Origin of the sequence: Rhodoferax ferrireducens (genome assembly GCF_003347515.1) — a bacterium.
In the GTDB taxonomy this organism is placed as follows: domain Bacteria; phylum Pseudomonadota; class Gammaproteobacteria; order Burkholderiales; family Burkholderiaceae_C; genus Rhodoferax.
This window is the reverse complement of sequence record NZ_QEII01000303.1, coordinates 42,015-62,010: the sequence shown is the minus strand read 5'-3', so window position 1 is coordinate 62,010 and position 19,996 is coordinate 42,015. Positions and strand designations below refer to the sequence as shown.

Genomic DNA, 19,996 nt, shown 5'->3' with positions numbered 1-19,996 from the left:
GTCAAGCCGGACGCTGGTCGGTCGAGGGGCGCTGCCACAGGTTGATGCCGCCCTCCACCGCATGCTGGTCGATGGCGGCCAATTCCTCGGCGGAAAATTGCAGGTTTTGCAATGCACCGGCCAGCTCGGTGATTTGCGCCGGCCGGCTGGCGCCGATCAGCGCCGAGGTCACGCGCGCATCGCGCAGCACCCAGGCGGTGGCCATCTGGGCGAGGCTTTGTCCTCGTGCCTGGGCGATCTCGTTCAGGGCACGCACATGCGTCAGGTTTTGTTCGCTCAGGTGTTCTGCCTTGAGCGAGCCGCCGCCGGGTCGGTTGATGCGGGCATCCTCGGGAATGCCGTTCAGGTACTTGTTCGTCAGCAGGCCCTGCGCCAGCGCGCTGAAGGCGATGCAGCCCATGCCGGTGTCGGCCAGCGCGTCCAGCAAGTCCTCTTCAACCCAGCGGTTCAGCAGGCTGTAGGACGGTTGGTGGATCAGCGGCGCCACGCCCATGGAACGAAGAATGGCTGCGGCTTCACGCGTCTTGGCGGCTGAGTAGCTGCTGACGCCCACGTACAAGGCCTTGCCCTGCTGCACCGCACTGGCCAGCGCGCCCATGGTTTCTTCCAGCGGTGTGTCCGGGTCGAAGCGGTGCGAATAAAAAATATCCACATAGTCCAAGCCCATGCGTTTGAGGCTCTGATCCAGGCTGGCCAGCACATGCTTGCGCGAGCCGCCGCCCTGGCCGTAAGGGCCGGACCACATGTCCCAGCCGGCCTTGCTGGAGATGACGAGTTCGTCGCGGTAGGGCTTGAAGTCGCGCCGCAGGTGCTCGCCGAAATTGGTTTCGGCACTGCCGTAGGGCGGGCCGTAGTTGTTGGCCAGGTCGAAGTGCGTGATGCCCAGATCAAAGGCGGTGCGCAACATCTCGCGCTGGGTGGCCATCGGCGTGGTGTCGCCAAAGTTGTGCCATAAGCCCAGCGAGACGGCCGGTAGTTTGAGGCCACTGCGACCGCAGGGCCGGTAGGGCATGGTTTCGTAGCGGGTAGGGTTGGCGCGGTAGCTCATGTCGGTATTCGCAGGGTTTGAGTGAAAATGGCCTCTAGCCCGCGAATAATAAGCGCAGGCAGCTATCAAATAAATAGCTAACAAGAGGGCGAAATCAACTCATTTTCGCCAAATACCGGCTTCCTGCGCAAGCCGTCCATCCCCGCAAAGTCTGCCTTCCCTCTCGCCCTGCGCGCCCGCCCGGGTTCAAGCCCGTTCTGGATTCACGCCGCGCCCCACGGCACGCCCTGCTCGGCAAATATTTGGGTCATCCGTTCATCCTTGGACATGTCGTTGACTGCAGATTGCAGTACACGGGCCAATTCTGTCGAATTCTTTTTGACGGCCATGCCCACGGCCCAACCGCTGCGGGGTGCGCGAGGGATGGGCATGGGGATAACCCGGTATTGCTTGTCGCCTTTCAACACACTGTGCAGTTCCGATGCATTGCCTGCCGCGACGGACACCTCGCCGGACAAGAGCAGGCGGGCCGCCGCCGCGCCATCGTCCATGCGGGTCATCAGCTGTTCCCGATAGGCGCCGCCGTCAGCGCCGATCAACAGCCAGCCCGCCAGCGTCTGGCCGGCGACGGCCACCTTGTTGTCTTTTAGATCGGCCAGGCTTTCCAGCTTGGGAACACGGTCGACACGGTAGGCCACGGAAACAACCTCCCGGTAATAGGGGGCAAAAATCAAGGCTTGGGACTGACTGTCCATGAGGGGTTTGTCCACCGGAACATGCAGCAGAACATCAGCCGGGCCAAAGCCGAGGTAATGACCCTTCCAGACCATGTTGCGGAGATCGTCCTCCATGTTTTCGCCCGCATTGAAGGGCAGCAGGCTCAGTTTGACCCCCAGCGTCAGGGCCAGCTGCGCGGCAATCTTCACATCAATGCCGCTGCCGTCCACATTGAAAGGCGGCATAGCGTTGTACACCGCGACGATGAGGCTCCCGCGCTTGCGAATCCGTGTCAGTGCGTCGGATTCCTGGGCCTGCGCCCAGGCCATGGCGCCACTCAAGGGCAAGAGGGCGCCTGCTTGCAGCAGCTTGCGGCGACTCACGCTTTGTAACCGGGTTTCATTTGTCATATCAATCACCTTGTCAAAACAGTTTGAGACCATGATGCGTTCCTGTCGCCCCGCCATCACTTGGTCGCAAGCAATGGTTTTTCCCGACGCGTTTCAAGATAACTCTTGATGGACCAAGCGGCTTCCTGGTTCAGGATACCTTCAAACGGAGGCATGTAGACGGCGCCGTTGCGTGTCACGCCGCGGCGGAATTTACCGAGAAAATATTCGTCGACATCACGCACGCACATGGCCTGTTTCTTGACGTCTTTTTGGGTGGAACATTCGTTGTCAAGCCTGCGCAGGTCGGGTGCGATGCCGCCCGAGATGGCATCCAGCCCGTGGCAGCGGGCGCAGTTCTGGGTGTAAGCAGATGTACCAACTTTGATGGCTGCAGCATTGCTCCGGTAGGGGTTCTCATTTTTCCAGGCAGCGCCTAGCGGTGGCAAGGTTGAGGTGTCGACGGCTTGGGGTGTTACGTCGCCGTGAGCCCAGGCCGCACATGAGAGCGACAGCAACACTGCCGCAAGAGAGCCTGAAGAAAGCGTTGGAAATTTGAAGTGAGTTTTCATGGTCCGGATTAGGTGGAGTTGACACAGACCGACTTAACTGCAACTACTATGCCAGTTGACGAATACGGCGAAAATACCGATAGCGGGCTGATTCCACAACTCGTACACTGCGGTTTATTGCGTTCCGCGCGTGAGATGAGCACCCCGGTGCACAGCGTAGAAAAGCGCCCAAGCTGTTACGTTGATCCAATTCGCGACAAGACGCAACAGTAGTCAGCCATAGCTATACGGGATTACCCGAACAGGAGACCAGTTCATGACCGCGTCATTTGAAAATGCCACGCTCGATGCCTCATCGACGCCTGTAGCCTATACGGAGTATGGGCTGGATGCGCGACTGGGTTCTCACAATCAACTCATCCTTGAATCGCATGATCGCTGCAAGTTTCTCGGCTTGAAGTCTCTTGAGCCCTGTGATTTTTCCGCTCAAATTCTGGCCGACTTTCGCATCACGCTTGAGCGCAATGCACGCCTGATTGCGCAGGCAACCTCGGTCGTGGAAATGCTTGGCAAACGCGTCGGTGATTTTGGCAGCATGATTGTTTTGACCGATGGCACAGGCACCATTTTGCGCACCCGCTGCCAGAGTACTTTCATCGAACATGCAGAACGGGTTGCCTTGCGTCCGGGCGTCACCTGGGCTGAATCGTCAAAAGGAACCAATGCCGTGGGCACGGCCCTGATCCTGGAAACCGACATCTTTGTGCATGGCGACGAGCACTTCATTCAATCCAATCATTTTCTTTCCTGCGCGGCCTCGCCGATCATGGATCACTCCGGAAATGTGATTGGTGTGCTGGACGTTTCTGGCGACCGGCGCTCCTTTCATCCCCACACCATGATGCTGGTGGAGATGTGTGCACGAACCATTGAAAACCACTGGTTTCGCGACAAATTCCGGCAATCACTGCAAATGCACTTTCACACCCAGTCGGATCTGATCGGCACGGCGGAAGAAGGCATCATCGCCTTCGGCGAGGATGGCAAGATCCTTGGCACCAACCGCGCGGGCCTGAAGATTCTTGAGATCAGCGCATCGGCTTTGCGCATCCAGGGCCTGCGCATGCTCTTTGGGCTGGGCTTCGGGGAGCTCATGGACAAGCTGCGGCTCGCAATGTTTACACCGCTGAAAATGTACCAGTCCAACGGCAAGGAGCTTTTCGTTCGCGTCAGCTGGAACGAGGCGGCCATGTCCGCGAATACCTTGAACCCGCAGTTTAGTCACTCGCGTTCTTCCCCCGCTCTGTCGGCACCCGCCTTGACGCAACAGAACGCCACGCCCGGCGTCAGAAAAGCAGCCTACCAGCTGGACGAGCTGGACTTCGGCGATGCGCATGTCCGATCGGTGACCCAGAAAGTCCGGCATGTCATCGACAAGGATATTTCGATATTGATCCTGGGAGAAACGGGTACCGGAAAAGAGCTCCTCGCCAATGCCATCCACCAATTCAGCCAGCGTCGGGAGCGCCCGTTTGTGGCCATCAATTGCGCTTCGATACCCGAGCAACTGATCGAATCGGAACTCTTTGGCTACGAGGAAGGCGCATTCACCGGCGCCAAGCGCAAGGGGGCGGCCGGAAAGCTTTTGCAGGCGAATGGTGGCACGCTTTTTCTCGATGAAATTGGTGACATGCCCTTGTCGCTGCAGGCGCGATTGCTGCGGGTTTTGCAGGAGCGCAAGGTGGTTCCGCTGGGCGGGCACCGCCCCATGGATATCGACATCAACCTGATTTGCGCGACCCACCGCAACCTGCGCGAGTTGATCGATCAACGCGGTTTTCGGGACGACCTGTACTACCGGATCAATGGCATTTCAGTCAGGCTGCCACGCTTGCGCGAGCGAACCGACCTGGCGCCCCTGTGCCAAAGAATCCTGCGCGAGTTGGCGCCCCATCGCACCCTGTCCATCCAGCCGACCTTGATGGAGGCCTTTCAGCGTTATTCCTGGCCTGGCAATCTCCGGCAGCTGAACAACGTGCTCAAGACCGCCGCCATCATGGCCAGTGATACCCACGAAATAACCGCGGAGCACCTTGCCGACGATTTTCTTGAAGAACTTTCCATGTTGATCACCGAGGTGTCCCTGAAGTTCGATGCGGCCTCGTCAGCTTCATCGTCACAGTCGACCGAGTCACCGCCCGCCACCTTCGAGTTAAGCGGCCGATGGGGTGTGCCGAGCATGCCCGCGTTGTCGCCTTCCACAATGGACAACATGGAGCAGGTGGAAATCGCGACGATCCGGCGTGCCCTGGAAGCCTGCGCAGGGAATGTGTCAACGGCGGCCAAGATGTTGAACATCAGCCGCAACACGATTTATCGAAAGCTCAATAAAAAGGAGTGAGCTGTTGGCGCATGACGGGGTGAATCATCGGTCAGGCGAGGCCGGTGCGGGAGGTCTTGGCATGAAATGTGCGGATAGGTGTCCACCTCAAGAATATGAAAATTGGCAGAACCATGTGCTCCATATCGCAACATACCGAATACTGGTTTACCCCCGGTTAGGCCATGCTGTCGATTAAGCATATCAGCAAGCGCTACGGCCATCAGGTCGCTTTGAACCAGCTGTCTCTCGACATTCAGTCTGGACAATTTTGTGCGCTTCTGGGTCCCAATGGCGCCGGTAAGTCGACACTTTTTCAGGTATTGACCGGGCTGTTTGCGCCCGACGCTGGCGATGTTGAGTTGTTTGGCATCTCACTGCGTCATCAGCCGAAAAAAGTGCTGGCCCGTTTGGGGGTCGTGTTTCAGCAGCAGGCGCTGGACCTGGATCTGTCAGTCTGGCGTAACCTCAAGTTTCATGCCCAGCTGCATGGTCTTCGCTGGCGCGAGTCACAAGGCCAAGCGCAGGCGCTTCTGCAGCAGCTGGGTCTGGAGGACGCCTGGGAGCGTCCCATCCGCGAGCTGTCGGGCGGGAACCGGCGCAAGGTTGAGCTGGCGCGAGCGCTGCTGCATCGGCCGTCCCTCATCCTGATGGATGAGCCCACCGTCGGACTCGATCCCAAGTCGCGCCGTGACCTGTTGCAAGCGGTCCAAACCCAGGTGCGCGAGCATCACTGCATGGTGCTGTGGGCCACGCATCTGGTCGAAGAAGCTGAACAGGCGGACCGGGTGCTGGTGCTCAACCACGGCAACCTGATCGCTTCCGGCACGCCCCTCGAAGTCACGCAGCAATGGGGTGCCGACACCCTGGAGCAGGGCTTCATTCAGATTTGCCAACCCTCCCGCCAAAAGGAAAATGCATGATTGCCAACCCGTATCGGCTACGCGTCCTGTCACTGTCACTGTCGCTGTGCCTGTTGGGCGCCATCACCGTCCACGCGCAAAGCCTGGCCTGGGTGTCCAGTGAGAAAAGCAATTCCATCGCACTGGTGGATTTGGCTCAGGGCAAGGTGACGGGCACGGTGCCCACCTGCAAGCGTCCGCGTCACATGCAGCTCAGTCCTGATCGCAAACAGTTGCTGGTGGCCTGCAGTGACTCCAATGCCGCCGACGTGATTGACCTGGCCACGCGCAAGTCGGTGCGTCGCGTTCCGATGGGCGACGCCCCTGAAATCTTTGACATGTCACCCGACGGCAAGACCTTCTTTGTATCCAATGAAGACGATGCCGAACTGAGCTTCGTCAATGCGAGCGACGGCAAGATAACCGGCCAGGTCAAGGTCGGGCAGGAGCCCGAAGGCGTCAAGGTTTCGTCGGACGGTTCGACTGTATTTGTGACCTCAGAAGTCGCCAACATGGTTCATGTGGTGGATGTCGCCAGCAAAACCATCAAGAAAAACATTGCCGTTGGCAAACGTCCGCGCCGGTTTGCCATCACGCCCAACGGACTGGAGTTGTGGGTCACAAATGAGCTGGGTGCAAGCGTGAGCGTAATTTCGCTCAAGGACTACAGCGTGATTGCAACCATCGCGCTGAAGCTCAAGGGCGCACGTTCGACCGACATCACGCCCGTGGGCCTGCTCATGACCAAGGACGGCAAGCGGGCCTACGTCACCATGGGCCGGGCCAACCATATTGCTTTCATCGATGTCGCAAGTCGTCAGATAACGGACCAGGTTCTTGTGGGCAAGCGCCCCTGGAGTCTGGCGCTGAGCGCGGATGAATCGAAGCTCTATGTGGTCAACGGCCTGTCCGACGACATGACGGTGATCGATACCGGCAAGGCCAAGGCCCTGGTCAGTGTGCCGGTGGGGCGTGTGCCGCATACTGTGGTGTTGACGGATTGAAGCGCTCAATGGCTTTTTCGTCGCCTGATCAATTGACCGGATCAGCCGGCCGCCTCCTGGCGGCCAGCGTATTGACGCTGGCCGGAGCCATCGCGCAGGCGGCGAGCTGGAATGTGACCTTGCTGGAAGAGCAGAACTCCCCCGCACTTGAAAGACAACGCCTGGATCGCGCTTATCTGGGCCACCCGGGAGGCCCCGCTGCCGACGGCTGGACGCAGGCGCTGGACGATGCCCGGTTCGAGCTTGAGGCGGCCCGCACGCAGATCAACTGGAAGGCCCAAAGCGTGGCCACTCTTGAATCCGCGCGCGCGGCAGCCCAGCAGGCCGAGAAGGCCGGTCACCAAGCCCTCGTGGTGAACTTGCCGGCGAGCTGGGTCAATGCCATCGCGGCGGCTGTCAAAGTACCGGTTATCAATGTCGGCTCGGGCGCTGACAGTCTGCGCGAAGCGCAATGCCGGCGTAACCTCTTGCACACCTTGCCCAGCGATCGCATGCGCGCCGACGCGCTGTCGCAGACGCTGGTGTCGCGTAAATGGTCCCAGGTGTTGGTGCTGGCCGGACCGTCCGACGATGACCGGGCCAGGGCCGCCACGGTACAGGCCAGCCTGCGCCGCTATGGACTCAAGGTGGTGGTTGAGCGACCCTTCAAACTGTCAACCGATCCTCGCGAACGTGAGCTGGCCAATCCGAAATTGCTTACTGGCGGCGTCAGCTATGACGTCGTCTGGGTGGTCGACGCCGATGGCGAATTCGCCCGCACACTGCCCTACAACACCATGGCCGCCAGACCGGTCGTCGGCGACGCCGGTCTGGTGGCACTGGGCTGGCATGCACAATTTGAACGCTATGGCGCACCCCAGGTCTCACGGCGCATGGCCAAGACCTTTAAACGCGCCATGACCCAGCAAGACTGGGCCAGCTGGATGGCTGGCAAGGCCATCAGCCTGGCGGCGACCGGCCTCAACAAGGCCGGAGGCGCCGAGCTGCTGGCGGCGCTGAACCAGCTGAGTCTGGACGGCTCCAAAGGCGTGTCCATGCAATTCAGGCCCTGGGATGGCCAGTTGCAGCAGACCATGCTGCTCACCGATGGGCAGGGCGTGATCGGCACCGCGCCCGTGGACGGCGTTCTTCACCCGCGCAACGCGCTCGATACCCTGGGGACGGACAGCACGGAAAAACGCTGCCCGAACCGCCCATGAAAACCGCGCCACCGTCCTCGGACCAGCCACCTCGCGCCATGGTGGGGTGGCAGCATGCGCTGCTCGCGCTGCAGGCCATCGTGGGACGCGAGCTGTTCAAGTTTTCGCGCCAATACGGCCGTCTGTTGTCGGCACTGGTCCGGCCCCTGCTGTGGTTGGTCGTTTTCGCAGCCGGCTTTCGCAATGTCTTTGGCGTGGCCGTGGTCGATCCTTATGACACCTACATCACCTACGACGAGTACATTGCGCCGGGTCTGATCGGCATGGTGTTGCTGTTCAACGGCATGCAATCCTCACTCGCCATGGTGTATGACCGCGAGATGGGGCTGATGCGGCTGCTGCTGACGGCACCGCTGCCGCGCTGGTGGGTGCTGGCCTGCAAGCTCATCGCCACGACGGTGCTCTCGCTGATTCAGGTGCTGGCATTCCTCATCGTCGCCGCCCTGCTGGGCACGCAGCTGCCGCTGCTGGGCACGCAGCTGGCGCATTTTCTGTTGGCGCTGATCTGCGGCGCCTTGATGTTGGGCTCGATTGGCCTGCTGCTGAGCGTGCATATTCGCCAACTGGAGAATTTTGCCGGCACCATGAACTTTGTCATTTTCCCCATGTACTTCATCTCCACCGCGCTGTACCCGCTGTGGAAGCTGCAGGAGTCGGGCGCCGAGTGGGTGTACCAGCTGGCAGGCCTGAACCCCTTCAGTTTTGCGATTGAGTGGATGCGTTTTGCCCTCTACGGCAAGGACCCCGGCAGTGCGCCCTGGGTGGTCTTGGGCACCTTGCTGCTGTGCTTTGGCCTGGCGTGCTGGGGCTACGACCCGCAGCGTGGCTTTGGCGCCCTGGCAAAGCGCGGTCCGGGCGGTGCGCAATGATGACAACGGAATCTAAAGAATGAAAACGGGAAACACATCCAATCGACGCCAGTGCCTGGGCACCTTGGCAGGCATGTTCGGTCTGGGCGTCACGATGTCGGCGATGTCGAGCGTGGCGGAAGAGCCGCCTTATCCGCAACGCCCCATCACACTGGTTGTGCCATGGCCTGCGGGGGGCTCCACGGATATTTCAATGCGCATCCTGGCCGAGGAGGCCGGCAAATACTTGCACCAGCCCGTGGTGGTGGAAAACCGTCCTGGCGCCGGCGGAACCATGGCCATGTCCACCCTGCAGACGGCCAAGCCCGACGGCTACACGCTGGCGCAAATGCCGCAGCCCGTGTTTCGCATCGTGCACACGCAGAATGTGTTGTGGGACCCCATTCGCGACACCACCCCCATTCTTCAGATATCAGGCTACACCTTTGGCATCGTCGTGCCGGCAGGCAGCGCGTTCCGCTCGGTGGCGGACCTGCTGAACTGGGGCCGCGCTCACCCGGGTGAGCTGACGGTCGGCTCCAATGGGATTGGGACGACGCCGCACACGGCCATGCAAGAACTGATGGATCGACAGGGCATCACCTATGTGCATGTGCCCTACAAGGGGACCGTCGAGCAAATGGTGGCGGTGGCCTCGGGTCAGTTGATGGTGGGGGTCAATTCAACCGGTTTTGCGCCCTATGTGGAGTCAGGCAAGCTGCGGCTGCTGGCCACCTTCGGCGAGGGCCGCAGCAAACGATGGCCCGAGACCCCGACCATGAAGGAGTTGGGCCTGGGCGTGGTTGCCATGTCACCCTACGGCATCGTCGGGCCACGCGGGCTTTCTGCGTCGGTTGTCCGCACCTTGCATGAAGCCTTCAAGGCCGCCATGCACGAGCCGAGTCATCGCAAGGAAATTGCTAAATACGACCAGGAACTCAACTACCTGGGGCCTGAGGAGTATGGCCGCTTCATGCGCGAAACCTATGCCGCCGAGAAACGCTCGGTCGAACGACTCGGTCAAACCCGCGTACCCAATTGATCCGTACGAACCGGCCGCTTCGGCGGTCTGTAAAAAGCAGAATGCCGCCCGAAGGCGGCATTCTTCAGTTCAAACCGGTACTTATTTCACGAGCTTGAACACCCACACCGAACCACCCTGTTCGAGGAAGCTGACCTTCTTGGCGACGTCGCCACCCCACAGCGGAACGGCGCCGCCCCAACCGGACACAACGGCGACATACTGCTCGCCATCAATATCGTAAGTGACGGGAGGCGCTACAACGCCAGAGCCAGTCTGGAATTCCCAGACGACCTTGCCGGTCGTCGCATCAGCCGCCTTTAGGAAGCCCTCAGGCGTGCCCCAAAACACCAGGTTGCCAGCGGTCGTCAGCACACCACCCCACAGCGGCGCATTGTTGGGTACTTCCCATACGATCTTGCCAGTTTTCGGATTCACAGCGCGCAGTGCGCCGATAGGGCCTTCGCCCGGCGTCTTGATGGTGAAGCCGGCGCCCATGTATGCCGCACCTTTTTTGTAGGTCACAGGCTCGTTCCAGATGTCCATACCCCATTCATTGGACGGTACATAAAACAGCTTGGTGGCGGGGCTGTAAGCCATCGGCATCTGGTTCTTGCCGCCCAGGAAACTTGGCGCGGTAAACACAGACTTGCCTTTGCTATGGTCGGCACTGGCGGTGGGGTCCCCCGCGCGGTTCTCGGCCACAAAGTTGGGACGGCCTGTTTTCAGGTCAATGCCCGTGGCCCAGGTGATTTTCTTGACGAACGGAAAGGCATTGAGAAGCTTGCCGGTTTCGGCGTCGTTCACATAGAAAAAGCCATTGCGGTCAGCCTTGCCGCCCACGCGTTTGCCGTCCATGTCGAAGGTCACGAACTCGTTTGCGCCATCGAAATCCCAAGCATCGTTGGGCGTGTTCTGGTAGTGCCACTTGATCTGGCCTGTCTTGATATCAATCGCCACAGTGGAGCAGGAGAACAGGTTGTCGCCTTTGCGCAAATGGCTGTTCCACGGCGCCGGGTTGCCGGTGCCGAAATACGCCAGTCCGGTCTTGGCGTCGTAAGTGCCGCCCAGCCAGGTGGTTGCGCCACCGGTTTTCCACAGATCGCCGGCCCAGGATTTGTTCAAAGTGCCCGAGATCCCGTTCTCTTTTTTGTTGCCATCCGCGTCATAGGTGTAACCCATGTGGCCTTCCACGGTGGGACGGCTCCATACCAGCTGGCCGGTCTTGGGGTTGCGCGCCTCAACGCGTCCGACCACGCCAAACTCGCCGCCGGAAATGCCGGTCAACAGCAAGCCACCTGCAATCAGTGGTGCCGCGGAAGCGGATGCGCCCGAAGCGTAGTCTTCAATTTTTTCCTTCCAGACGACATCACCGGTGGTCTGGTCGAGGGCCACAATCTGCGCATCCAGCGTCATGAAAATGACCAGGTTGTCGAACAGCGCCGCGCCGCGGTTGATCACGTCACAGCAGGGCATGATGCCTTCGGGCAGACGGTGCTCATATTTCCACAGCTTGGCACCGGTCTTGATGTCGAGTGCAAAAATTCGGGAGTAGGAACCCGTCACGAACATCTTGCCGTTGTGAATCACGGGCTGTGATTCCTGGCCACGCTGTTTTTCTCCACCAAAAGAGAAGCTCCAGGCCGGTACCAATTTTTTGATGCTCTGGGCGTTGACCTGTTTGAGCGGCGAGAAGCGCTGGCCCTGGCTCCCCATACCCCACGAGAGAACGTCTTTGGTTTCGCCCGCGTCGTCGTCAATCATCTTCTGCGTGACAACGGCTTGAGCCGTCCCTGCCGCAAATCCGAAAGCCATCAGGGTGGCCAATAATTTCAAGCGCATGTGTGTCTCCTTGTTGTGTCAATACTGAAACGGGGTTGAAGGAATTTGAAACTCCAAGCCATCGGATTGCAAAGATCGTGCCGATCTATCTCGCGACTCTTAACCAAGCTTAAGTTTCCTGCGCCAACCCACATCGAGACTGCATTTCGCGTTTGTCGTATTCGCGTTAACCCTGCAGACTGTGTCAATCGTGAACACGTGTTCTGAACACAAGTGGCACGCGAACAGGAACAACGCCCGCACGCCTGTCCCAAGGTGATCCATGCGCACGAAGAAGCCTGACTCCGGGTAGAGGAATGCCACGCCAGCGTCCTATTTGATTTGGCCTGAATATTGCTGTGAAAAGGAAGATTGCCGTCTTCTTCAATTTGAATGGCAGTCAGGAGTAGTCCTATTCAGTGGGTATGTGATCAAGTGATTGATCGAGAAAGTGATATGCGTCAAGTCAGTAAGAAAAAGCAAATGGCTTTGCTTGTCAAAACAACGTTCACGCTGGCCGTGACCTCCGCCGGTCATGCGGGGCTGCATGCCCAGACCCTGGCGGATGTCGTGGTGTCCGCCTCGCGTGCCGAGCAACGCAGCTTTGATGCGCCGGCCGCCATCCAGTCGATCGATCGGGACACGATCGAGAATGCCGGCCCTCAAGTCAACCTGTCGGAGTCGCTGAACCGGGTGCCCGGCCTGACGATTCTGAACCGGCAAAACTACGCGCAGGATCTGCAGGTGTCCATCCGCGGCTTTGGTGCCCGCTCGGCTTTCGGCATCCGCGGCATCCGCTTGCTGGTGGACGGCATTCCCGCCACCACGCCGGACGGCCAGGGCCAAGGCTCCTCCATCAGCCTGACCTCCACCGATCGCATCGAAGTGTTGCGCGGCCCGCTGGCGCAGCTGTACGGCAACTCGGCCGGCGGCGTGATCCAGGCCTTCACGCGAGACGCACCCGCACAGCCGGAATTCGACGCGCAGTACTACACCGGCTCCTTCGGCCTGCGCCGCGCCGACTGGCAATACGCCGGGCGTGTCGGTGACTACGGTCTGGTGGCCGACTACAGCACCTTTGACACCGATGGCTACCGCGACCATAGCAAGACCGAGCGCAAACAGTTCAATGGAAAACTGAGCTTTGACGCCGGCGAGAAAACCCACGTGAACGTGGTGTTCAACCAGTTCGACATGCCCCTGGCACAAGACCCGCTTGGGCTTACCGCCGCGCAGGTGGCTGCCAATCCGGCGCAGGCGGGGAACAACGCCGTCAGCCGTGGTGTGCGCAAGGTCGTGCTGCAGAATCAGCTCGGCAGCTCGCTGGTCCACACCATTGACAGCGATCGCTCCGTGACGGCTCGCCTTTACTATGGCACGCGGGACAATCTTCAATACCAGAGCCTGGGCGCAACCGGCGCCTGGGTAGGACTGGCGCGGGCCTACTATGGCACCGGCCTGCAGTACAACGCACAGACCCACATCAGCGGCACACCGGTGATATGGGTGGCGGGCTACGAGTTTGACCGTTCCCGGGAAACGCGCCAGGGCGGCGTTGCGGCATTGGGCGAGAAAAGGTCCACCACCCGCAACGAGGACAACCAGGCCGAAAACAGCGATCTGTTTGTCCAGGCGACCGCCTTGATGTCGGACAAGATCTCGGTGGTGGCCGGTCTGCGCTACAGCACCGTCCGCTTCACGAGCGATGACAATTACCTGAGCGATGGCGACGGTTCCGGCGCGACGCGCTACCAGGCCGGCAGCCCGGTGCTGGGGCTCACCTACCACCCCACGGACAGCCTCAACCTGTATGCCAATTACGGCAAGGGTTTCGAGAGCCCGACCCTGGCCGAGGTGGCCTACAGTGGCGGTGGCACGCCGGGCTTCAACAGCACCTTGAATGCTTCCAGCAGCCAGCATTACGAGCTGGGTGCGAAGTGGGCGCCAGGTCCTCAATCCCGGCTGGATTTCACGTTGTTCCAGATCGATTCAAGCGATGAGTTGGTGGTGGCCAGCAGCAACGGCGGAAACTCCACGTTCAAGAACGCGCCCGGGACCCGACGAACCGGCTGGGAGCTCTCCGGCAGCACCTTGTTGACACCGCATGTGCGAGCCACCTTGGCGGCCTCGCGGATTGACGCGAGCTTCTCGCAGACCTTCACCAGTGGTAGCACCACGGTGGCGTCCGGCAACAAGATTCCCGGCATTCCCCAGAGCTTTCTTTTCTCGGAACTGTTGTGGACGGGCCAGCCTATGACCGGCAGCAAAAAAGACAGGGGTTTGGGCACCCAGGCCGGTCTTGAGTTCACCCAGGCCGGCCGGCTGTATGCCAACGACACCAATACCGCATCGGCCGATGGTTACTACACCGTGAATTTGAAGGCCAGTCACGGCTGGGCCGTGGGCGCCGGCAGCCTGACGGCCTATGCCCGCATCGACAACCTGAGCGACGAGCGCTATGTCGGCTCGGTGATTGTCAACCAGGCCTTGTCCCAGTTCTATGAGCCGGCGCCGGGTCGGAACTGGACGCTAGGAATGCGCCTGGTCTTGCCGCTGTGAATGAGCAGGGCCTACATTTTTTTCATCAATCGGAGAACATCACCATGATCCATCGCACTCTACTCGCAGGCCTCACCGGCCTTGTCATGCTCACTTCGGTCTCTGCCATGGCAGACCAGGCCAACGATGAGAAAGCCAAGAAGATGGCATCCAATGCCGGTTGCTTCACCTGCCACACCTTGAAGCACCTGGACGCCAAGGATGGCAGCAAGCCCGTCGGCCCGGCGTGGGAAGACGTTGCTGTTCAGTACAAAGGCAAGCCCGGCGCCGCTGAATTCCTGACCCGCATCGTCCTGGAAGGCTCCAACCCCTACGCCAGCCACTGGAAGAACAAGGCTGCCGGCATCGCCATGCCGCCCAACGCGGTGGCCATCTCGGAAGGCGATGCCCGCCAGCTGGTGTTCTGGATTCTTTCCCATTAGCCAGCAAGCGCATCGCCCCCAGTCCGAGGCCGCCTGTATCAATGCGCCTTTCAATTGACTTCTGCAAGGTCATCGCATTGTGGGTGGCTGCACTGCTGGTCTGCGGGCCGGCCCATGCGGGCGTGATGACACGGGAGTCGATGTTGAAGGCCTTCCCGTCGCCCTTGATCGTCGGCGAGAAAGAGCAGGGGGTTCCGGTCTGGCCGCTCCTGAAGCAGGATGGCACGGCGACCCCCATCGTTGCCTATGTTTTCGAGTCGATCGATCTGGCACCGATTCCCGGCTTTTCGGGAACACCGTTCAATCTGCTGGTCATGCTCAGTGCCAAAGGCGAATTCATGAACGTCAAGGTGCTGTCGCAACACGAGCCGGTGTTTCTGGACGGCCTGGGCGAAGGGCCGATGCTGCGCTTCGTGGAGCAGTACCAGGGTCTCTCGCTGATGCAGAACATCAAGATCGGCTCCAACCTGAACAGTGCCAATAAAGTTGGCAGCGCCAACGTCTACATCGATGGCGTGTCGAAAGCCACGGCCTCGGTGCGCATTCTCAATCAGAGCCTGCTGTCATCAGCGCTCAAGGTGGCGCGGGCCAAACTGGGCTACGCCGAAGGTCGTGACCCCGACTTGGTGGCGCGCATCAAACCCGATGTGTTCGCACCCATGGACTGGGAGGCCCTGGTCAACGCCGGTCTCATCACCAGGAAGACGTTCCGGAACCGGGACATTGATCAGGCCTTTGTCGGCACCGTGGGAGAGGGGCTGGACGCCGAGGCCAGACTGGCGCCGGACGCGAATTTCATCGACCTCTATGTCGCTTACCTGAACGTTCCGTCGGTCGGGCGTAACCTCATGACACCAGACGCCTGGCAATATCTGCAGCGACGCCTGGAGCCGGGCGAGCAGGCCTTGCTGGTGCTCGGCAGTGGTCGTTATTCCCTATTGGGCGAGGACTTTGTCCGCGGCGCCGTGCCGGACCGCGTGACCCTGCACCAGCAGAGCTTGCCGCTGGAAATCCGCGACCTCGATCTCGACACCCGCCTGAAGCTGCCGCCGCCCCTGCGAGCCGCGCCGTGGCGGGTGTTTCGCGTGATTGCACCGGCGGGGCTGGACCCGGCCCAGGCGCTGGATTTCGAGCTGCACGTCACGCGCAGCAAGGGCATGATTTATCCCGAACGCGTGCGAAAGAGCTTTGCCTTCGGCGCGCAGTTGCCTGAGCCCTATTTCGAAGCGGCGAGCGCCGACAACAAGACCTGGCACTCGATCTGGACCGGGCGCCGCGGCGAATTGGTGGTGCTGGTCCTGGCGCTCGCGGCGCTGACGTGGGCCTTGCGCCAACAGATCGGGCTGTCTCACAGCCCACGCCGACTGGCTTATTTCCGCACCGGCTATCTCCTGTTCACCCTCGGCTTCATCGGCTGGTACGCCCAGGGCCAGTTGTCCATCGTCAACATCACGGCGCTGCTGCAGGCTGTGATTGCCGGGCGCAGTTTGAGCTTCTTTCTTTATGACCCGATGACGGTGCTGTTGTGGGCTTTCGTCATCGTCACTTTTTTCCTTTGGGGTCGTGGCACCTTCTGTGGCTGGCTCTGCCCGTTCGGCGCCCTTCAGGAGCTGGTGAGCAAGCTGGCCTGGCGCCTGGGCATCCGTCCGATGCAGGTTCCGGACCGCGTCGACGCCAGGCTCAAACGGGTCAAGTACGCCGTGCTGGCCGGCATTCTGGTGCTTGCCTGTTTTTCCGTGCCCTGGACGGACCGCGTGGTGGAAGTCGAACCATTCAAAACCAGCATCACCCTGGTGTTCGACCGGGCCTGGCCTTTTGTGGTGTGGGCGGGCGTCATGGTGTTGCTCAGTGCTTTTGTTTACAAGAGCTACTGCCGTTACCTGTGCCCCTTGGGTGCGGGCATGGCCCTGCTGGGGCGCTTGCGCCGCATCGACTGGCTACCGCGACGCAGCGAGTGCGGGCAACCGTGCCAGCGCTGCCGCAACGATTGCAGCTACCAGGCAATCGACAAAAAAGGCGCGATCGACTATGACGAATGCTTCCAGTGTCTGGACTGTGTCGCCATCTACCAGAGCGAGCAGCTGTGCGTGCCCCTGATCGCCAAAAGCCGCAAATCGAATCGCCCGCCTGTCATTCCTATCGTGCCGGTACGTGAAGCCCGTCCCGCGGTTCAAGGAGAGTTCTGATGAAGCGTCGTGTCTTCCTGCAAACCAGCTTGGGCGTGGCCGCCGCCCATGCGGTCGGCGCGACATCCCGAGCGGGCGCTGCGCTGCCATGGCATGAGCGCACCCTGACCGGACTGGGAACGGTGTTGTCCTTGCGCGTGGCCCATGCCGAGGGCGCGCGGGCCGAACGGGCGCTGGATGCGGCGGTGAGCACCGTCCGCCATGTCGAAGCCCACATGAGCTTGTTCGACCCGGGCAGCGCGATCAGCCGACTCAACCGGGATGGCGTGTTGACTTCCCCCCACCCGGATCTGGTCAAGATTTTCCAGCTCGCGCAAACCGTTTCCGCGCGCAGCGCAGGCGCGTTCGACGTAACCGTGCAACCGCTGTGGAGTGTCTTTGAAACCGCCCGGCGCCAGGGCACCCTGCCGTCGGCCACGGCCGTGGCGAAGGCCCGTGCCGCCGTCGGCTGGCAAGGGCTGGAAATTTCAAACGACCAGATCCGCCTGCGCCGGCCCGGCATGGGCGTGACCCTCAACGGCATCGCCCAGGGCTTCGCTGCCGATCTGGTGCGAGCCCAACTGCAGGCCCACGGCATGCGCCAGGCGCTGGTCAATACCGGGGAGTGGACGGCCTTGGGACGCCCCGAACCGCAACGTGACTGGTTGCTGGGGATCGCCGATCCGCGCCATGAACAGATGCTTCTGACCCGGCTGGCGATGGACGGGCGCAGCATGGCCACCTCCGCAGACAACGAATGCACTTTCAGCCCGGACCGGCGACACCACCATATTTTTGATCCACACACGGGCTATTCGCCGAGCGAACTGGCGGGCGTCACCGTCGCGGCGCCCAGTTGCGCCCTGGCCGATGCGTTGACCAAAGTCATGTTCGTCGCCGGCTTCCATGGCGCCTTGCGTTTGGCGCGGGCGTGGCAGGTGGACGTGCTGGTGGTGGACAAGGCCGGGCATTGGCAGGCAACGCCCGGGCTGCAATTGAAAGCGGCCTGACTTGGGTTTGCACGCTCCGTATTAACCCGGTGTTCGATGTCTCAGGATTGAACACTGCTCTCCCAGAGCGGATGGCAGGCGAAGGCCGTTCACGAGCGTGACCTTGTCCAAAGGGGGCGCAAGGTGCCTGGACGTCCTGAATTCCTGGTGGGGGCGTCGATTTCAGCGGGTACTTGCTATGGCCCAAAAATTGCTGTTGAATAACAGACCGTATTCCTTTTTCTTTCATTCAATTCGGGAATGCGGTTTGATTCACTTAACCACGACAAGGAGCACTCTCATGCAATGGACCACACCCGCTTTCACCGATCTGCGTTTCGGTTTTGAAATCACGATGTACATCGCCAACCGATGATTCGACTGAGCGAGGCCTGCACCCTGGGCGCAAGCCTCGCTCTTCCTAATCCAAGATTGACTATATGCACATACGCGTTTTGGGGTCGGCCGCCGGCGGCGGCTTTCCCCAATGGAATTGCAATTGCAGCAACTGTGCTGCGGTGCGCCAAGGTGACCCGGCGTTGACAGCGCGCACCCAGTCTTCGATTGCGGTGTCACGCAACGGCCAGGACTGGTTGCTGGTCAATGCTTCCCCCGATATTCTGGCCCAGGTGCGCGCCATGCCCGAGCTGCAACCGGCACGGGCTTTGCGCGACAGTGGCATCGTTGCAGTCCTGCTCATGGACGCGCAAATCGACCATGTCACCGGTTTGCTGATGCTGCGTGAACGCCGCACGGCGCTCCCCCTGTACGCCACGCCCCAGGTGCTGGACGAGCTCAACACCAGCCTGCCCCTGGTTCGCGTGCTGTCGCACTATGCGGGTGTGGAGGCGCACCTGCTCTCGCTGACCGAGCCTGACTTCGCGGTGCCCGGGCTGGAGGACATCCGGTTTACCGTGATACCCCTGTCCAGCAACGCGCCACCGTTTTCGCCGCGCCGGGATGCCCCGCTGCCGGGCGACAACATCGGCGTGGTGATTGAAGACATCCAAAGCGGCCAGCGCCTGCTTTATGCCCCGGGACTGGGCCGCATGGAGCCGGCCGTGGCGCAGGCCATGGCCACGGCCGATGTGGTGCTGGTCGACGGGACCTGCTGGCGCAACGACGAAATGCAGGCCCTGGGGCTGTCGGACAAAACGGCCGCGGACATGGGTCACCTGGCCCAGTCCGGACCGGGCGGCATGATCGAAGTGCTGGCGGCCCTGCCCAAGCGCACCCGAAAAATTCTCATCCACATCAACAACACCAACCCCATTCTGCGCAGCGATTCACCCGAGCGTGCGGCCCTGACGGCGGCCGGCATCGAGGTGGCCTGGGATGGCATGGCAATTACCCTTGGAAGTTCAAATGGCTGATCACACCCTGGCTTGGGACCACGCAGAGTTCGAAAATCGCCTGCGCGACAAAGGCACGGCCTATCACATCCACCATGCGTTCAACGTGCGACTCAACAGCGGTGAATGCTCGCCTGAGCAGGTGCGCGGCTGGGTCGCCAACCGCTTCTATTACCAGTGGTGCATACCGATCAAGGACGCCGCCGTCATGTCCAACATGCCGGACCGGGCGCACCGCCGGCTCTGGATTCAGCGCATGCTGGACCACGATGGGCACGACGATTTTCAGGGGGCCAATGCCGGCGGCATGGAAGCCTGGACCCGACTGGGGGAGGCGGTGGGCATTGCCCGCGATGATTTGTGGTCGCTCAAGGCCGTGGTGCCCGGCGTTCGCTTTGCCTGCGATGCCTATGTCAATTTCGCGCGCCACGCCCCATGGCAAGAAGGCGTGTGTTCATCGCTCACGGAAATGTTTGCACCGCAGATCCACAAGGATCGTCTGGTCACCTGGCCGGTTCATTACCCCTGGATCGAGTCCAGCGGGCTGGACTACTTCCGCAGCCGCATCCCGCTGGCCTCGCGCGACGTGGAGCATGGCCTGAAGGTCACGCTGGAACATTTCACCACCCGCGCGCAACAACAGCGCGCGCTTGATATTCTTCAATTCAAACTGGACCTTCTGTGGTCCATGCTTGACGCGATAGAGAAGGCCTACCCGGCATGAGCCC

Annotated in this window: 17 protein-coding genes; 13 read left to right on the top strand and 4 right to left on the bottom strand. The window is 60.8% G+C overall.

Annotation, left to right across the window (positions count from 1 at the left end):
- Window position 1 precedes the first annotated feature (1 nt).
- From mgrA to pedF, 3 genes are all read right to left on the bottom strand, one after another.
- Entirely contained in the window at window positions 2–1,048 is a 1,047-nt protein-coding gene (mgrA, locus tag C5P05_RS23480) for an L-glyceraldehyde 3-phosphate reductase (RefSeq protein WP_114972280.1), read from the bottom strand.
- A 203-nt stretch (window positions 1,049–1,251) separates the two neighbouring features.
- Window positions 1,252–2,115, bottom strand: a complete 864-nt coding sequence (locus C5P05_RS23475; RefSeq protein ID WP_198674841.1) for a substrate-binding periplasmic protein — start codon at window positions 2,113–2,115, stop codon at window positions 1,252–1,254.
- 56 nt (window positions 2,116–2,171) lie between these two features.
- The gene (gene pedF / locus C5P05_RS23470; RefSeq protein ID WP_114972279.1) at window positions 2,172–2,666 is read right to left on the bottom strand and encodes a cytochrome c-550 PedF; all 495 of its coding nucleotides are present in this window, start codon (window positions 2,664–2,666) and stop codon (window positions 2,172–2,174) included.
- A gap of 256 nt (window positions 2,667–2,922) precedes the next feature.
- Here pedF and C5P05_RS23465 point away from each other — a divergent pair, with 256 nt between their 5' ends.
- From C5P05_RS23465 to C5P05_RS23440, 6 genes are all read left to right on the top strand, one after another.
- Window positions 2,923–5,007 (top strand): sigma-54-dependent Fis family transcriptional regulator, encoded by a 2,085-nt coding sequence (locus C5P05_RS23465; RefSeq protein WP_114972278.1) that lies wholly within the window; start codon window positions 2,923–2,925, stop codon window positions 5,005–5,007.
- 164 nt (window positions 5,008–5,171) lie between these two features.
- Window positions 5,172–5,909, top strand: a complete 738-nt coding sequence (locus C5P05_RS23460) for an ATP-binding cassette domain-containing protein (protein ID WP_114972277.1) — start codon at window positions 5,172–5,174, stop codon at window positions 5,907–5,909.
- On the top strand, window positions 5,906–6,892 hold the full coding sequence (locus tag C5P05_RS23455) for a PQQ-dependent catabolism-associated beta-propeller protein (protein WP_114972276.1): 987 nt from the start codon (window positions 5,906–5,908) through the stop codon (window positions 6,890–6,892). Before C5P05_RS23460 ends, C5P05_RS23455 begins: the two co-directional genes overlap by 4 nt.
- A gap of 8 nt (window positions 6,893–6,900) precedes the next feature.
- The gene (locus tag C5P05_RS23450) at window positions 6,901–8,091 is read left to right on the top strand and encodes a branched-chain amino acid ABC transporter substrate-binding protein (RefSeq protein WP_114972275.1); all 1,191 of its coding nucleotides are present in this window, start codon (window positions 6,901–6,903) and stop codon (window positions 8,089–8,091) included.
- Window positions 8,088–8,960, top strand: coding sequence for an ABC transporter permease (locus C5P05_RS23445; protein WP_114972274.1), 873 nt, complete (start codon window positions 8,088–8,090; stop codon window positions 8,958–8,960). The genes C5P05_RS23450 and C5P05_RS23445 overlap by 4 nt, the downstream gene beginning before the upstream one ends.
- A 19-nt stretch (window positions 8,961–8,979) precedes the next feature.
- Complete coding sequence (locus C5P05_RS23440) at window positions 8,980–9,981, top strand: tripartite tricarboxylate transporter substrate binding protein (protein ID WP_114972273.1); 1,002 nt, start codon at window positions 8,980–8,982, stop codon at window positions 9,979–9,981.
- 81 nt (window positions 9,982–10,062) lie between these two features.
- Here the strand turns inward: C5P05_RS23440 and C5P05_RS23435 are convergent, their stop codons facing one another.
- Window positions 10,063–11,802: a PQQ-dependent methanol/ethanol family dehydrogenase gene (locus C5P05_RS23435; RefSeq protein WP_114972272.1), complete on the bottom strand. Its 1,740-nt coding sequence runs from the start codon at window positions 11,800–11,802 to the stop codon at window positions 10,063–10,065.
- A gap of 462 nt (window positions 11,803–12,264) precedes the next feature.
- Here C5P05_RS23435 and C5P05_RS23430 point away from each other — a divergent pair, with 462 nt between their 5' ends.
- The 7 genes from C5P05_RS23430 (at window position 12,265) to pqqC (ending at window position 19,992) form a co-directional block, all read left to right on the top strand.
- Complete coding sequence (locus tag C5P05_RS23430) at window positions 12,265–14,340, top strand: TonB-dependent receptor family protein (RefSeq protein ID WP_198674840.1); 2,076 nt, start codon at window positions 12,265–12,267, stop codon at window positions 14,338–14,340.
- Between the two features lie 44 nt (window positions 14,341–14,384).
- Window positions 14,385–14,762: a c-type cytochrome gene (locus tag C5P05_RS23425; RefSeq protein WP_114972384.1), complete on the top strand. Its 378-nt coding sequence runs from the start codon at window positions 14,385–14,387 to the stop codon at window positions 14,760–14,762.
- Between the two features lie 41 nt (window positions 14,763–14,803).
- Window positions 14,804–16,948, top strand: coding sequence for a 4Fe-4S binding protein (locus C5P05_RS23420; RefSeq protein ID WP_114972270.1), 2,145 nt, complete (start codon window positions 14,804–14,806; stop codon window positions 16,946–16,948).
- Window positions 16,948–17,937, top strand: a complete 990-nt coding sequence (locus tag C5P05_RS23415; RefSeq protein WP_114972269.1) for an FAD:protein FMN transferase — start codon at window positions 16,948–16,950, stop codon at window positions 17,935–17,937. Before C5P05_RS23420 ends, C5P05_RS23415 begins: the two co-directional genes overlap by 1 nt.
- 280 nt (window positions 17,938–18,217) lie before the next feature.
- Window positions 18,218–18,292: a pyrroloquinoline quinone precursor peptide PqqA gene (gene pqqA / locus C5P05_RS23410; protein WP_068167214.1), complete on the top strand. Its 75-nt coding sequence runs from the start codon at window positions 18,218–18,220 to the stop codon at window positions 18,290–18,292.
- A 64-nt stretch (window positions 18,293–18,356) separates the two neighbouring features.
- Complete coding sequence (pqqB, locus tag C5P05_RS23405; RefSeq protein WP_114972268.1) at window positions 18,357–19,289, top strand: pyrroloquinoline quinone biosynthesis protein PqqB; 933 nt, start codon at window positions 18,357–18,359, stop codon at window positions 19,287–19,289.
- Window positions 19,282–19,992 carry a pyrroloquinoline-quinone synthase PqqC gene (gene pqqC, locus C5P05_RS23400; RefSeq protein WP_198674839.1) on the top strand — a complete coding sequence of 237 codons (711 nt, stop codon included), beginning with the start codon at window positions 19,282–19,284 and terminating at the stop codon, window positions 19,990–19,992. Before pqqB ends, pqqC begins: the two co-directional genes overlap by 8 nt.
- Window positions 19,993–19,996 lie beyond the last annotated feature (4 nt).